Raw genomic sequence first — 16605 nt, 5'->3', positions numbered from 1 at the left:
CTTTCAATACTTTGTTAGCTTTTACTTTTTCTTGTTTTTTCTCTTGAATCTGAAGAAACGCATAACATGGCTGGATATGGAAGCAAATACCAGAATAGGTAAAGCCCATATTGCATGTTTAAAGCGCTTGTTTACTTCTCCATCAGGCAGTGCCATTAAAAATGTAATAGCAATAACAGCTAAAAGTGCATACCATTTGAGACTGAGTGTCCAATCAAGTAAAGTTATTCCGATAGCACATAATGTGATAAGGGCTATAAGTAGAAAACGGGAGGGCATTAACCATTGGAACAGTTTGAGAGCATAGTCCCACTCACCTCTCAACAAGGTAATAGGCAAACTTTTCAAAGCTAATATTGTACTACTATATTGTGAACGTAACCAGCCAATGCGCTGAGCTTCATATCCGTTAGTACTTTCTGCTTTCTTGCTGTAACAGACCACTTCTGCCATGTATTCTGTATAAATATTCTGTTTTAAAAGCGCTGTTTCCATTGCTTTACTCAAATCAGAACCTTTTAATTTAGGTGCAATCTCGTGAAACATAGCAAAATCAAATGCCATTGCTGACCCTATTAATGCTGCAGAGAATCCCATACGAGTATGGGCTTTACGAAATATATTATTATTGATTTCTTCACTAGTAGCGTTGAGTACGGCAATACTGGTAGTTAGGTTTTCCGTCATACGATGTGCTTGGATAGCATCACATCCAGAATAATATGCATTGTTGAATAGATTCAGAGCATTGGGTACGATTCGATTATCTGAATTGAAGATAATAACCATATCATATTCTGCAGGAGAATAACGTTCCATAACCTGTTGAATGGCATAGACTTTGGTACATTGCTCTTTGTCGGGAACAACGATATTGACTGGCATTTGAAGTAAAGTAACAAGATCTTCTTCAGGCAATTGAGTAGCTGCAATGGCTATGTCATATTTGTCCCGTGGATATAGCTGTGTGTCTAGGAAATGGTTTATAGATTGAATAACTTCCTTGCCATTGCGTAACACTGTGAATAATACAAGAAAACGGTGCTGTACTTTTGCAGGAGGATAAGGATTCTTGTACTTTCCTAACGAAAAAAGTGCACAGATGAAAAGGTACAATACTGGAATGCTTAGTAATAAGAACAAGATCGCATCTGCTATTTGCAAAGCATTATTGTTCTCATCGGCCCACCAATCGGGATTAAATATGGAAAAAATATCGCCCATAATGTTTATTTACTGTTTTTAAGTTTCTAATCTTTTTTGAGTAATTTGATTGTCTATGTATGTGCCGTTCATAATAAAAGCTATCATGGCGGCTATCAAAAAATTTGTAGGAGGCATACCGGGAGCTTCCCCTGTATAACCGCTGATTAAAATACCGAATGTGGCACACGTAAATGCGGCAAGGGTTTGCCGTAGTTCCTTGTTGCGAATGCGAAACATTACAATGTAGCAACATCGCAATAACACTACTGCATATATTGAAATCAAAAGTATTACTCCAACTATTCCGGTTTCTATCCATATTCTTACGAAATAAGAGTCAGGAGGTAAAGTTCCCTCAATGTAAGTGTCACCTTGTGCCCACATTTTAGGAATATCTTCCGACAATCCAACTCCCCACGGATGCTTCTGTAAATATAGCGCTATTTCCTTACGATTTTCTACACGAACATTAAAGGAAGCGTCTTTGGCAGGACGAAAAGCCGTACGTGCACGACGAATGAATTGATTGCTGTTACCTATGTCAGTAAATGCGAAGAAGAAGAATAAGGCGATACTAACACCTGCGGAAATTGTAAAAGTACGAAGACTCTTGCAGATCAGGCAAAAAAGAGCTAGTCCTGTAACAGGAACAGCAAGTGCTCCGCGGGTACCGGACAATAACATACCAATTGCGCCCATTACAGCTATGCTAAAATAGAATATTGCCAACCGACGATTCCGTGTATTTAGTCCAATAATGGAATATGCAATAGCTACTCCCCCCATACATGTTCCGAAATTGGCCGCATCTGTAAAGTATGAAAAATAACGTATTCCTGTGCTTAGAATGTGTGTAGTTGCTGCCCTGTCTATGTATAGCCAACGTTTTTCAGCAAAATCAAAACCGACATATTTCTGGTAAAGTACTTTTAAGAAAGCGATTATAATGAAGATTCCTATCACTATTAAACTATTTCTTAACATTTTAGGAGTGTTGGAAACAATAGACGCGACAATATATAGCATCAATGTCCTTAAAATCCATATTCGTATACCTTCGGTTATCCCTTCAGAGTGAATACCTGGATTGGTAAATTGTATTAAAATGAATAATATCCATACAACATAGCTAATGGTAAACAGATTAAAAGCATTACTTAGTTTAATGTTCGCTTTCTTATAATAACTGGCGAACAGGATGGCAATAAATATGTAGACTAAAAGTATATCCAGCCCAACACTTAACTTCTCCTGACGAATATATCGAGAAACAGTTGTGAAGAAGAAGGCGTAAGTAGCATACATTAAGTAAATAAAACGAGGCTTTTGTAATCCATAACCTATGGTAATGATAGCCAACGGCGAGAAGATCACTACTGTTGCCACAAGTAGGTTTTGTGTAATTATGGCATAGACAAAAACTGCTAGCCCCACAACAAGCATGAGGTGGAGCAGAGCCTTTGGGGGGAGTCCCCGCATTGGGTATGAATTAATATATGCCATATCTTTTTTATTTACTTGACCGCATTCTTTTGTGAAGTCAATCCCAGCTGTGACAATCGGCTGAAGAAAGTGTGCATTGGCATCTTAGGAGGCAGTTCACCCGTGAAAGATTCTACCACTTCCCGATCAGCATTATTCAAATAAAGCATAAATGGAATATCTTTTAACGCTTCTTTCATAGGAGTTAAAGTTGCATTGTCGCTATTTCTCCATAAACGGCATGCATTAGCTATAAGTAAATTAACATCTGCTTTTTGAAGTACGGAAAGGGGAACGGCAGCATCTTTAATGGGGGGATATTCTACCAAAATAATATCCGGAGTCTGCTCTGCTTCATTGGGTACCCAAAAATCGCTAAGTTGTTGAGCTTGTACATAATTTTTGTTTGCCACTTCAAAGTCGTAATCGTAAGTAACCAAACGTACACATAATCCTTCTGATTTCCAATGTTCCATAAAATATTTGGCTAAGAAAGACTTTCCTTCACGTGAGTTGACGCTTAGCAAGCTGATAACAGTAGGTTGTCCTACTTTTAGATATTTATTTAAACGATTACAACTATATGCGGCTGCCATACGATTACAAGCTTTTAAGAAACCACGGTATTTTAGGTTGCTGATTCCGTTAAATGCCGCAATGACAGGCAAACCACTGAGTCGCCTGCTACGATATGGATCACGTAAGGTACGATCTAATATCTCTATTAATAAGAAGTATGTAGTTATAAATATAAAACTTCCGGCAAAGGCTATAAGGATATAAATGAGTCGTTTTCTTCCATTATCAGTTAATGGATAGGCAGGAGGAGCAACTGTTTGTAGATTACTGGTACTCATTTCTATATTTTTTAAACGAAGATTAGCATCAGCCAATCCACTGAGCTGAGTACGATAATTATCTTCAGCTATACCAATTGCACGTTCTTTACGGCTGATCTGTGTGCCTATAGGAGACATGTGGCTATATTGATCAAATATATCTTGCTGTCGTCTTTTCAAAACGTCGAGCTCAGCTTTAGCTTTTGCTTCATTGACCAATGCAGCTAACCATTCGGTTACCATATCTTCAATACCTACGCCTTCTTTGGTGAAGTTGAATTCGTTTAAATTGTCCGAAATATGACTGATTTTATTTTCTGCCTTTCTTAATGCTTCTTTTTCTTTCTGTAATTTCTTATTCTCATTTCGGTCTGATATGAAAATTTCTTGTTCCATAATACTTTGATTCAACATACTGACTTTGTTGAGCTCTTGTAGTAAGTTAGTGTTATTACGAATAATTTGAGCGCGAATATCCATTTTCTCATCCAACATTTTTCGGAGAGCTATGGCACCTTCATAAATACGTTCTGCTTCTTCTAAGCGATCCTCAACTTCATAGCGAGTTCCAGCTAGTGACTTTGTTTCCTCTCCATAATTGATGACACGTTCCTGTACATTATATTTCATTAAGTCATCTTCTTCCTCATTTAATTTTATTTTAGCAAGACGTACCTGTTCTTCAAAATATGCAATGACATCGTTGGTTGATTTAAAACGAAGAATCTCATAAGTCTTGATTAATTCATCAATTAAAATACTAACTGTTTTTTGAGTTATTCCGGGATCAGCAGAAGTGTATGAGATTTCGAGTATGTCACTATTGTTTACGCGTCTAATATTAATGCCATCTAAAGCTGTTGCACTGTAAAATGCAACAGGACGATTGAATATTGAATATACAAAATTATTATTGGCTTCTTTACGATAAGCAGTGAGATTAGCTAATGTTTTTTCTACATCTTTTCTGTCCACCAATGCCAAAACTTCTTTGGGAGTCATTTGCAGTAATTGGCGATAATGTTTGGATTGGATGTATTGGTTGTCTTTCCATTCTTCGCCATAGGTTAGTGAATTGGCTAATAAACGGAGAGAAACTTTTTCCAAAGTTCCACGAGACTTAGCTATACTGATGAGATTGTCAAATGTAGCCGTAACAACGCTAAAATTTATAGAGGCACCATCCAAGGATGTAGAATTAGTGATACCTGCGTAGAGGCTACTTTTTACAGTATAACTATAAGGGAGGAATTGGGTAAAGTATATTACCAACCCTGTGACAAACAAAGTTCCCCACAACAGCCAATAGCGGATGCGGTAGAAAAATTGTGATATGAATAACATTATATCAGGCATTTACTATTCTTTTATAATTCTTACGTTGGTTAGCATCTCGAGTAAAACAATTGAGTTATGCAGGGCTACACGACTTTGTTCGTAATTAGTAACAGCGCCGGTTCTGCGCGCACGTTCTAGGGATAGGGAGATAATATCAATTTTTCCTTGGATGAAATTGTTTTCAGATATTTTCATTTGCGCATTGTATAATGCTGCTGTCTCTGCTTTCGCTTTAATCGTGGCAAGCTGTTCTGTTACAGCATTATAGGCTTCCAGTACTCTTAGCTTACGCTCCTCCATTACTTCATCCTGAGTATATTGTAATTGTTCTATATTATAACGATAATTTTTTAGCTTTAATGGACGATTGAACAGATCACCCAGGCCTATACTTATACTAGCCCCTAAATTAAATGTATGGCGTGTACCAACACTTGTCGATTGATACCAATCAACGAGTGTCTCGCTATTTTCGTTTAGGCTGTTGAAGCGACCAAATGCATAGCTACCATTTAATCGAAAATAGTTCCACCAATTACGCTTTTCAATGCGATACTCATTCTTTTGTTGCTCCACTTGTGATTGTGCTCGTCTTACCGTAGCATTTTCTATTACAGCATCTAAAAAAATCGATAACGGGGGTAATTCCAAATTCTCAATTTCAAGAGGTACCTCTTTTCCTGTTTGCATCACAGTAACTGTTTCCCAGCGTGCATCTTCCATCTTTAAACGCTCTAGAGCTTTTATACGTTCTTCGCGCGTCATTGTCTGTTCTTGGGCAACAACGGCTGTGGGAAGAGCAAACAATCCCGAAAGAGTTGCGCTACAGTAAATGAGTGTAATATATCTTCTTATCATTTTTTTATTTGCTATACATGGTTAATATTGCAATTATACATTCTCTTTTTGTACAAACGCTGTCAGCGTCTTAAAGATAATCTTCATGTCCAACCAAAACGAAAAATCCCTTGCATATTTGATATCCAATTGTTTCCGTTCTTCCGCTGACAACTTACCAGCACCACCTCGTTTTTCTACTTGCCACAATCCTGTTAATCCTGCCGGAGCCATGAAGCGGTCTATATAGGCATCGCTGGTCAGCTGTTCAGCTTCGTAGAGTGGGAGAGGACGATTACCTACAATACTCATATCTCCTTTCAGTATATTGAATAACTGTGGTAATTCATCGATACTGTATTTACGGATAAAGCGACCGACGCGTGTCACGCGCGGGTCATTCTCCAGTTTTACGAATGTATTGTTTTTAGCTTTCTCCTTTTGCTTCAGGAAATCTTGTTCCGAAACCACAAAGTCATCCGAAATCAATAAGGTCTCTTCTTCGTCCGGTGTACCGGTCAGATCGTCAAAACGAATTTCAGGACCTTCGTCCGAACTTTCAACCTCTTCAATCTGATATTGATTTAAGGCATTCAACTCTTTCAATCGCTTGTCCGCATTGGTATACATGGAGCGGAATTTTAGAAAATCGAAAATCTGATAATTAGAACCAACACGCTGCGATTTATAGATAACTTTTCCCTTGCTTTCCATGCGGATAGCAATAGCGGTGCCTATCAATATTGGAGAAAGTATAATAACAGCAGTTCCTGCAAAGAGAATATCGAATGTGCGTTTCCACATAGGAAGACGGAATGTATTCAACACTTTACGATGTGTTTCGCTGAACTCTTTTAGTTTACTCTCTTTGCGTGCCTTGAGATATGCATTCATGTGTTGAATACTGTTTTCTTCGGCATGTGGAGGAAGTGTATTGTTGACGCCTGCCTGCAAGTAAGATTTTCGATGTTCGGATTCTAACGCTTCGGTGATAAGAGTGATATAGACCCGGGGATAACGTTTACGCAGATAAGTGATCTCAATGCAGTCTGCTTCCCGAACATCTGTTTGTTCGTAAAGGATAGATATGTTATAGCGTTCGCGAATACCGTCAATGACTTTTGCCGCTTTCTGGGAAGAGGAAACGGCGACGAACATACCACCTGTGACTTTGCTCAGATGATCGATGATAATCCGGTTATTTCCGATATAGATGTAGTATAACATATCCTTTTACGTCTTTTGGTCAATTAGAGAAACTTCTGTAAGCGCACTTTCAATTCCATGGGATTGAAAGGCTTCAGAATATAATCGACTGCTCCTTCTTCAAGCAAACGGATGCGTTCGGTGGTGCTCTCTTCACTGGAAAGCATCATAACCGGAATATGCTTGAATAGCTCATTGCTTTTGAGGTAACTTAAAAACTCCGAGCCGGTCATTTTCGGCATACGGATATCGGATATAATTAAGTTCGGCTCATTACCTTCATGCAACCATTCGATAGCTTTCAGAGGGTCTTCGCAATACACAAGGTCATACTCTTTTCCTAAATACATCGAGAGCACTTTGCCTATGGAGGCTTTGTCATCTACTAATAAGATCTGTTTCATTATTGTAATTTATAATATTCTATACCTGTTATTTATAATATGGTTATTCTTTATCTGTAAACATTCTTTTCGTTAGGGTGGAGATGCCAATCCTCATTTTCAGGTGTGCGGTTTTGGGCCCACTTCAAAAATAGAGGGTATGCGCAATTACCGTCTGTCGTACTAATGTTGACACTTTCTTTCGGATAACGGAAATTGGGTACGCAAATGGCCCATGTATTGTTCCCCGCTAAGTCAAGGTTCTCTTTCTGTACAGTTCCCCCTTTGGTGGCGCCATAATCCCAGAATTCGTAAAGATGTACTTCCATACGTTGTTGCATATTTCTGAACTTATAAGCAATGAAAAAATCGAGATTGTCTTTGGATATTACCGGAGACCCACGTTGATAGGCATTGCTCTGTTCAATCTTTATTTTATATGTATATGTGGGGGCTGTTGCAATCCCCGTATTGATCATAGTGCCGGGAGTGACACCGAATACACTATGCACATTTCCGAAGAGAGGAATTACCATACCATCTTCAAAGTTGACGTTGGCTAATACAGAACCGGATAACGTGTTCTGGAATCGGTTTACATCTCCTTCGTAGCTGATGCTTGCAATGGCGGCTCTATCTACATTCACCAACCGTAAACCGGCTCCAATGGTTTTGGTTGCTCCGGCTGCTGCGAGTGTGATGTCAATATTCGTAGTTGTTATTTTGTTGTCACGATCGCGGTCATGATTGATTGAGACATCCAATACGACATCGTTGAAGTCATAGTCGCCCACCAAGGGGAAATTGTCTTCGAAGACATATGTATAGGGTAGCGGACCGGAAGGAGTTTCACTACCTTCTCCTGGGTTATTACCCTCACCCGTGCAGTCTCCTTCGGGAATAACAACGGGGGATTCTCCCCATTTGGAAATAGTACTGCCTGTATTGGTCAGGCATTTTACAAACTGTTTGTACTTGTCTCCTTCATGTTCTTTTATTTCGTAGTAGACAGCACCTTCACTTGTCATTTGGTTAACTTCTTTAATTTCCTCGATCTTAACGAGAGAGGGCTTTGCTGTTCCTTTAAACCTTGTTTTACCAAATTTGCCTTCTTCAATAGTGAGTATTGTATTTGCTCCAAGGCTGACTTCGGTATCCCACTGCGGATTGAACTCTTCTATTTTAGTATAGCAGTTGTCACCCAATACTAAAGATAAACCCGTAAATTTTTCAACCGTAAGAAAACAGCCGTTTTCAATGGTGGTTTGGGTATACGTTTCTTCTATTTCCGTCTTACCTTGGTTGACGAATTTGGTGCCTCTGTTATTTATGTTCAATTTGTCAACTTTTACAGTGCCACAGTTGTAGAAGGTACATCCAGGTGTGGATATATTTAAATTTTCTAATTCAATGGTTCCTGCATTATAGTTATATTGTCCTGCCGATCCGTTGGTCAAGTCTATCTTTTCACCGCTGACTTTTCCACCTTTGTAAATGAACAGACGGCTGTTGTTCTTGATAGATAAGGTTTGATTATCAGGAATAGAAATTTCTCCACCATTCATGACGCATACGTCATAGCCCTTTTCTATATCCATGTTGGTAGGAATCCATTTCCCTGCAATAATGATTGTTGCCGGTTTTCCGTCGTTGAGATGTTTGTTTATAGGGCCTTTATAAGTGGTCGCTTCAGGGATAATGTATGCTTTCCCACTTTGGAAAAATTCCCATTTGTTAGCGTCATCTACCGTGATAACAGCGGCTTGGGGGATTAGCGCCTGCACTTCTGACTCAGAACGTTCTGGCTCATAAGTGGTGATACTGTTGTTTACAGCGCGGGTAAAGGTACGTGTGGTCGGTGAAGTTCCGAAAGTTACATTTAGTGCACCGCTGCTTATTGTTGCGACTTTTACCACGTTGCGATTGGCGGCATCTGTGCGGCAAACATAAACTTCAGTCAATGCGGTTGGACAATCCATTTGGGTGGTGAAAGGCAGTTTATCATTAGCGGTACCTTTTGCCAGGACTTTCGCGGAACTGTTTACTTCTAAGGGATCAGCGTCATAAATACGGATGGAATAATCGACACCTGTGTCTTCATAAACGGATATGTTGACTGAAATCTGATTCGTCATCTTCCAATTCATGTTGGGATCGATGTCCTTTACCGGAAATTTGTCTTCGTAAGTCGCTTTTACTTTTTCGGGGTCGAATGAGTTTTTCTCACAACTACCTAACAGGGCACATGATAAAATCAGTGCAGTTGGCAGAATATGATTTGTCTTGAACTTCCTTCCCATGATCTGTTTGTTTTGCTTGATTAATAACAAAAATACGGACTATTAAGATAATAATAGCTTTTATAAGCTTTAAAAAGATAACTTATTAGCATCTTTTAACTATATGATAAGGCATTTGAAATGATACCCTCTCATATTACTGAAAAAGCCGATGAATAAAGGTATTCACCGGCTTTTTATATTAGGGAATATTTAAACTATTTTTTGAATACCTGACCATTGTGGTTATTGTACCAATCTTTGTTTTCTTTGCCACCGGTGGTTACCCAACTAACAAAGTCTGTGTATACATCTTTGATGTTCTTGTATTCTAAAGGCCATGCAAAATCTGTTGGAATAACAATCCCCCATGCTAAGTTTTCAGAGCTCAGGTAATAACGTTGCTCTTCTACAGAAGATTGGTCGTTTCCTTGTCCGAACAACTTGGTGTTGCCCAGGTCGGTAGGTGCATGACCGGCTACGTGTATTTCTATACGCTTAGTTTTGGTGTCTGCTTCTTTAGAAATAGCAAATACATCAAGCTGGTTGATATTGAGATCCTTGGGTTGCACTGCACCTTTTCTGAATTCTATGGATATTTCAAATTTAGCGCCGTTCTTATTGTTACTGTTATTTGCAAGGGTATTGACATAACTCCTGTCATTTTCTGAATTGCCTATGAAGCGGTGCGCATCATTGCAAATGATGATTACAGGATTGCTTTGATTGGCTTCAAAACCCAATGGAGTGGAATTGCTTGTGACACCTTCTACGATACCTTTCAACTCTACGACATTGGAAGCTGCAAATCCCAGGAACTGAATGCCTAAACCGAGTTTCTTGCTGGCACCTACAGCTTGTAAGGTTCCGTTGAGTGTGTATGTTCCTACAGAGCCGTCTTCATGCTGGGCAAAAGTTACTTTATCGATAGTGGCTACAATGTCATTCAAATCAAAGTCACCGTAAGTGGGCCAATTGTCTTCGAATGCAAAAGTATAGTTGGTTGCATCTTCAACGATGATCGGGAATTCCGGATCACTTGGGTCACCACCTTCGTTGCCACCGTTGATTATACCGCTACAAGATTCGATGGAATGTTTGGATTCATCGTAACCGGTGGTAGCACATGTAACGTCAAGCTGTCGATATTCGTTTGTATCTTCCCTCTCAAACACTAAATTGCCACTAATACTGGTTTTTCCGTTGTTTTTTAGTGTGAGCTGACGAATTTTTATCATGGATATTTCACCTTGTTCGCCAACGATGTTGTTGGGTGCATTGCCTAAAATGAAATTATCAGCTTTTATGATTGAGCTGTTTCTCATTTTGACATCAACCTTTTGATTACAGGTGATGGTCGGAACAGGTAGCCATTCGTTTGCTGTTTGACTCCAATCACTTGTAATAGATCCATTATCCAAAATTAAATTAACGAAAGTAAATTCATTTCTGATGATAAATGCACAGCTATTATATATCTCACCTACTGCTGTGTTATAGAAATCAGTAAGTTGGACAAGTCCATCGTTATAAACTGAAGCGCCATTGTTCCATGTTGATCCTGCCAAAGTGGCTTGGTAATGATTGATGAAACTTGCCGTACCTGTATTGTTATTGGTTGCAAGTGTTCCATTGAATTTCACATCACCATAGTTGAATATCTGACTACCGTTGATCAGGATATCTTCGCAATCTTCTATATATGATTTATTTAGTACGGTAGTTTTTATAAATTCAAGTTTACCCGCGCTTAATACACCGTAGTTAAATACTTGAGCACTATTGAAATAGCCTGTTTCTGTAGCTTTAATACTTCCGTTTTCACCAATATATATTTCAGGTGTGCCAATATTTACCTTTACGTTTGTTGCATTAATGGAGCCGTAGATTTTGGCTGGACATCCTAAATAGAAGATGCCGCCTTGGGATTCAACACTTCCTCCACTTTGAATAGTAAGGGTGTTTTGGGCATCGATTGTGATGTCTTTTGAACCAATTATCTTACCGCCATTCATCACATAAATATCAAGTCTGGAGGCTAGTTTTTTACCTGATGCAGACAAATCCCATACTCCTTGAACAAATACAGTTGCTCTGCCGCTGCTTTCGTGAACTCGTATATTGTCTTTGAAAGGGACGTCATCTGTGTATTCCGTTCCGATAATGAATTTAGCTCCGGCGTTCAAAGCTCCCGGATTATACTGAACATAACCGTCTGAAACCGCGGGTACTTCAGGTATTATTTTTGTTTCATCATAGAGAGGCTTGATATCTTCGCTGTCCTTATGGCTTGGTTCTATGAAGCCTGCTCGTTTGGCGGCTTCGAATGCTGAACCTGTATTTCCTGTAGCTCTTGTGTCAACTCCGGTATAGTACAACTTGAAATTCATTGAGCCACCATTCTCGGGAACTGTACGTGCGTACACTTCTTTCCGTTGCTTCGGGTCGGTCTGACGAATGTATAGTTTCTCAATGGCTGTAGGCACATTGATTTCTGTGATGTAACTTGTGTTCCCGTTTGTTACACCTGCTGCAATTGGCGTTGCATTTTTATCATGCAATGGATTGGTGGTGAATACTTCAATCAAGTACTTGTACTGACCATTGAAGTCGTCCTTTACCTCAATATTGAGCTTTACTGGGGTGATCATAGTCCAACCAAAGCCATCCGGGGCTGCAAAGCCTTCCCCGAAAGGATTTTCTGCTGGAGGTGCCTGCGGTTCCTTACTGGGATCGTACACGTCACCCGCGCAACTGGCTAAAAAGATGGTGCTTACCACAGTAGCCATTACTGATAATCGGTTAATTAGTCTCATACTTGATAGAATAATATATATGAATTATAGCTTATTTTTTATTAATTAACTGTCGAAAATGTGCATATCTTGCATATTCTCGCCACAAAGATAACGATAAATTTGATATAATAACAAAAAAGTTGTTTTTTTGTTTCAGTAAGATGCTTTGTTTATTAAAAATGAGTATGATATATATAAATGGAGAACTTGTAAATTTTATCCAGTTATTTTTTGAGATATGCAAAATAAAGCGGGTTATAGCCAATAAAAAATGTTTTATTGACTATAACCCGTTGATGTTAGACTGAATATTTTTTATCTGCTATTTAGTGATTTCTCCCGCAAGGTCAGAGTTCATCCGGTAGCGGATTTCGGCTTGATTGAGACCATGGCCAAGGAGGAACATAAGTTTGGTTACTGCACATTCGGGAGTACTGTCGTATCCGCTGATGACGCCTGCTTGCAGCAATTTCAGTCCGGTTTCGTAACGTCCCATTTCGACTACGCCACGTTGGCATTGAGTGATGTTAACAATAATGATGCCACGTTCTGTGGCGTCCTTCAGTTGGCGGATGAACCATTCCTTCTGAGGAGCATTTCCAGAACCGAATGTTTTGAGTACAACCGCTTTCAGACCCGGGACATGGAGAACAGAATTGATGATGCTTTCCTGGATACCGGGAAAAAGAGTGAGCATAACCACATTGGTATCGAACAGGTAATGAGGCTTCATGGGACGCGTCGGATCAGGACGGCGGATGATGTGGGCGTCATATTTGATGTGGATGCCTGCATGGGCCAATGAGGGATAGTTGAATGAACGGAATGCGTTGAAGTTTTCGGCATTGATCTTTGTGGTGCGATTACCGCGCATCAATTCATTTTCAAAAAAGATACACACTTCGGGAACGATGGGGGTACCATCGGGGTTCTTTGCCGCAGCTATTTCTATAGAGGTAATAAGATTTTCTTTTCCATCTGTACGCAGAGTGCCGATAGGGAGCTGAGAGCCGGTGAGAATGACGGGTTTAGCCAGATTCTCAAGCATGAAACTGAGAGCAGAAGCCGTATAAGACATGGTATCGGTTCCATGAAGAATGACAAAGCCGTCGAAGTAATCATAATTGTAGTTGATAATCTTTACTATTTTTGCCCAAAGCGAAGGCTCCATGTCAGAAGAGTCAATAGGAGGATCAAACTGATAGGAAGAGATGCGGTAATTGAAACGTTTCAGTTCGGGAACATGTTTGAGAAGATGATCGAAGTTGAAATTTTCAAGCGCACCTGTCTCTGGGTTCTCTATCATGCCGATGGTTCCACCGGTATAAATTAGCAACACGGATGGGTAGTCAGTCTTCATAAACATAACCGGGTTTGATTATTTTGGGTGCAAAGATAGGAAAAAAATAGTGATTAGGGGTAAGTGGTTAGTGATAAGTGACATTTTGCCATTACAATGTCATTTACTTATCACTAATCCACTCCTTTCCAATCACTTCTTCAACCCTTCTTTCAACTGTGTGATCGCCTTTTCCGCATCTCCTTCAGCTTCATTCAGCAGGGTGACGAATCGGCTACCGATGATAGCACCGGAAGAGTTGGCACAAGCGGCATCAAATGTCTGTTTGTTACTGATGCCGAAGCCAACCATGCGGGGATTGCGCAGGTGCATATCCTGTATCTTTTTGAAATAAGCTTGCTTCTGGCTATCGAAATCTTTCTGGGCACCGGTAGTAGCAGCGCTGGATACCATATAGATGAAGCCGTCGGTATGTTCGTCGATTTCACGGACACGAGCCTCGCTGGTTTCGGGGGTGATGAGCATAATGACACGGATATCGTAACGGTCGGCAATAGGTTTATACGTTTCTTCGTAATCTTTGAAGGGAAGATCGGGAATAATAACGCCGTCGATGCCACATTCTACACATTTCTGACAGAAAGCCTCGAACCCGAATTTCATGATAGGGTTGAGATAGCCCATCAGAATGAGAGGAATACGGACATCGCTACGGATATCGCGGAGCTGCTCAAACAAAATACGCAGCGACATACCGTTGCGAAGAGCACGCGTGGCAGCTTCCTGGATAACAATGCCGTCAGCCATTGGGTCACTGAAGGGAATACCGATTTCAATCGAATGGACCCCATTGCGTTCGAGGGTGCGGATGACGTCGGCAGTACCTTCCAGGGTTGGACAACCAGCACAGAAGTAGATGGACAGCAAGTTTTTAGGGCTGTCCTGAAAAAGTTGATTTATACGATTCATGATGTTATTCTAAATTTAATTCGTTCTTAATTCTTTGAGAAAACGTTCGATTCGTTCCACATCCTTGATGCCCGGAGATGTCTCGAAGCGACTGTTGATATCGATACCGGCAAGGCGGGGATGGTGGAATTCTTTCAGAGCTTTGACACTGTAAGAATTGATACCGCCGCTAAGCAGGAAGGGGGTACTGCCAGTGTAACGTTGCAGAATGCTCCAGTCGAATTGCTGTCCGGAGCCACCGTAGTGGACGGTACGTGTATCGAACAGATAGTAGTCGCAGAAACCTTCATAATCAGATACGGCAAGAAGATCCTTGGGCAAAGCGATGGAAAACGCTTTGATGATCCGGATACCCTGTGAATGAAGGGTGCGGCAATATTCGGGTGATTCGTCACCGTGCAGCTGGACGTAGTTCAGACCGAAACGGTCGACATACATAAGGATGTTTTCTTTGGTTTCGTTGACAAAAACACCGACACGTTTGGCAAGCGTAGGCAGGTACCTGGGTATCTGGTACAGGTATCTGGGGGATTTGGGGTAGAAGATAAAACCGATCATATCTACACCTAATACTTCTACATCGCGGATATTGTCTGCATCGGTCATTCCGCATACTTTGATCATTGTATTCATGGGCTTATGTACCTTAAAAATCACGAATATATGACATTATGTGTGAATTTCCAAATTTATATACCGTGAATGAGTTCTTCCAATGTGCTCCCGGGATCGTCTGTACGCATGAATGTCTCTCCCATAAGGAAACCACGGAAACCTGCCGAGCGTAGTTCACGGATGGTTTCAGGGTGCGAAATACCACTTTCGGAAACGAGCAGCGGAGGCGTCTGAAAATCAATTTCAGCAACAGCATTTTTTAACTCTTCTGCAATGCGGAAAGAGTTTTCTATGTTGGTGACGAAGCTGCCCAGATTGCGGTTGTTGACGCCGACCATATCCGTCTCCTTATATATATAGGAGAGTTCGGAGATACTGTGTACTTCGAGCAGAACTTCGAGCCCAAGTTCGTGTGCCTGCATGGTGAGTGTGTGGCACTCGTCAGGTGTGAGGCAGGCGGCAATGAGCAGCACTGCATCGGCACCTACAATGCGGGCTTGCAGAAGCTGATACTTGTCGATGATGAAGTCCTTACGCAGGATCGGGATGTTGACCAACGGGCGTGCTGTACGGATGTCACGCAGAGTTCCGCCGAAGAACTTTTCATCCGTGAGGATGGAGAGGGCGGAAGCTCCGGCTGTTTCATAAGCAGGAGGGATGAGATCGGCCTGTGCGCTTTCCTTGATCCAGCCCTTGGAAGGGGAACGGCGTTTGAACTCGGCAATGATGCCGGATGAAGAGTTTGCGAGTGCACGCTTCATGCTGCGGACGGGCGTTGTGCCGGAAGCTCCGGTTTCGACAGCTTCCTGCATCATGGCAGCAGCTTGCTCTTGCAATTGACTGAGGGAGACTGCTTGTTTTTGCTGCTCTATCTCAATCCGCTTGTGGGCGATGATTTCGGATAAAATATCTTTCATTGTTTTTGTTTTTTGAGTTGACGAGGGGACGAGTTGACGAGGGGGGAAGGGCTGCGCTGTACTTGTGAGCGAATTTGCCCAGCCATCATGCCGAAAGGCCTTGTTCCCTTGTTAACTAGTTCCCTTGTCAACTATTAATCATTATAAACTTCTTCAACGTCTCCAGCGCCCGTCCACTCTCCAGCGATTGGCGAGCGATGGCAATGCATTCTTCGATTTCCTTTTCAGGTTCCATCACTTGGATGGCGAAGGCGGCGTTGACAATGACACATTGCGTTTGGGCACGTGTGGCACGGTTATTAAGGATGTTATCAAAGATGCGGGCGGCATCCTCTTTGCAGGCTCCGCCGAAGAGCTCTTCGGGTTGCGCGGCATTGAAACCCAGCGCTTGCGGACGGTAAATCCGTTCGTAATTGCGCGTCATAACTTTGAATTC

The 16605-nt window shown here is 41.1% G+C and carries 12 protein-coding genes and 1 pseudogene; all 13 read right to left on the bottom strand.

What is annotated here, in order from left to right; genetic code table 11:
* Positions 1-21 precede the first annotated feature (21 nt).
* Positions 22-1224 (bottom strand): glycosyltransferase family 2 protein, encoded by a 1203-nt coding sequence (locus BACCELL_RS22320; protein ID WP_007214369.1) that lies wholly within the window; start codon positions 1222-1224, stop codon positions 22-24.
* Positions 1225-1242: 18 nt separating this feature from the next.
* Positions 1243-2709: an O-antigen ligase family protein gene (locus BACCELL_RS22315; protein WP_044154202.1), complete on the bottom strand. Its 1467-nt coding sequence runs from the start codon at positions 2707-2709 to the stop codon at positions 1243-1245.
* 11 nt (positions 2710-2720) lie between these two features.
* Positions 2721-4883: a GumC family protein gene (locus BACCELL_RS22310; protein WP_007214367.1), complete on the bottom strand. Its 2163-nt coding sequence runs from the start codon at positions 4881-4883 to the stop codon at positions 2721-2723.
* A 3-nt stretch (positions 4884-4886) separates the two neighbouring features.
* A complete protein-coding gene (locus tag BACCELL_RS22305) occupies positions 4887-5723 on the bottom strand; it encodes a TolC family protein (protein ID WP_007214366.1) in 837 nt (278 codons plus the stop codon).
* A gap of 33 nt (positions 5724-5756) precedes the next feature.
* Complete coding sequence (locus BACCELL_RS22300) at positions 5757-6929, bottom strand: sugar transferase (protein WP_007214365.1); 1173 nt, start codon at positions 6927-6929, stop codon at positions 5757-5759.
* Between the two features lie 23 nt (positions 6930-6952).
* Positions 6953-7312, bottom strand: coding sequence for a response regulator (locus tag BACCELL_RS22295; protein WP_007214364.1), 360 nt, complete (start codon positions 7310-7312; stop codon positions 6953-6955).
* 50 nt (positions 7313-7362) lie between these two features.
* The gene (locus BACCELL_RS22290; protein ID WP_007214363.1) at positions 7363-9591 is read right to left on the bottom strand and encodes an LruC domain-containing protein; all 2229 of its coding nucleotides are present in this window, start codon (positions 9589-9591) and stop codon (positions 7363-7365) included.
* 197 nt (positions 9592-9788) lie between these two features.
* A complete protein-coding gene (locus tag BACCELL_RS22285; RefSeq protein ID WP_044154200.1) occupies positions 9789-12386 on the bottom strand; it encodes an LruC domain-containing protein in 2598 nt (865 codons plus the stop codon).
* Between the two features lie 304 nt (positions 12387-12690).
* Complete coding sequence (locus BACCELL_RS22280; protein ID WP_029328796.1) at positions 12691-13728, bottom strand: asparaginase; 1038 nt, start codon at positions 13726-13728, stop codon at positions 12691-12693.
* A 132-nt stretch (positions 13729-13860) separates the two neighbouring features.
* On the bottom strand, positions 13861-14637 hold the full coding sequence (trpA, locus tag BACCELL_RS22275) for a tryptophan synthase subunit alpha (protein WP_022210224.1): 777 nt from the start codon (positions 14635-14637) through the stop codon (positions 13861-13863).
* Positions 14638-14652: 15 nt separating this feature from the next.
* A complete protein-coding gene (locus BACCELL_RS22270; protein ID WP_022210225.1) occupies positions 14653-15270 on the bottom strand; it encodes a phosphoribosylanthranilate isomerase in 618 nt (205 codons plus the stop codon).
* A gap of 56 nt (positions 15271-15326) precedes the next feature.
* On the bottom strand, positions 15327-16169 hold the full coding sequence (gene trpC / locus BACCELL_RS22265; RefSeq protein WP_007214357.1) for an indole-3-glycerol phosphate synthase TrpC: 843 nt from the start codon (positions 16167-16169) through the stop codon (positions 15327-15329).
* Positions 16170-16296: 127 nt separating this feature from the next.
* Positions 16297-16605 (bottom strand): annotated as a pseudogene (locus BACCELL_RS22260) (anthranilate phosphoribosyltransferase); the annotation flags it as partial.

It is taken from the genome of Bacteroides cellulosilyticus DSM 14838 (assembly GCF_000158035.1).
In the GTDB taxonomy this organism is placed as follows: Bacteria; Bacteroidota; Bacteroidia; order Bacteroidales; family Bacteroidaceae; genus Bacteroides; species Bacteroides cellulosilyticus.
This window is presented reverse-complemented; position numbering and strand designations above follow the sequence as displayed.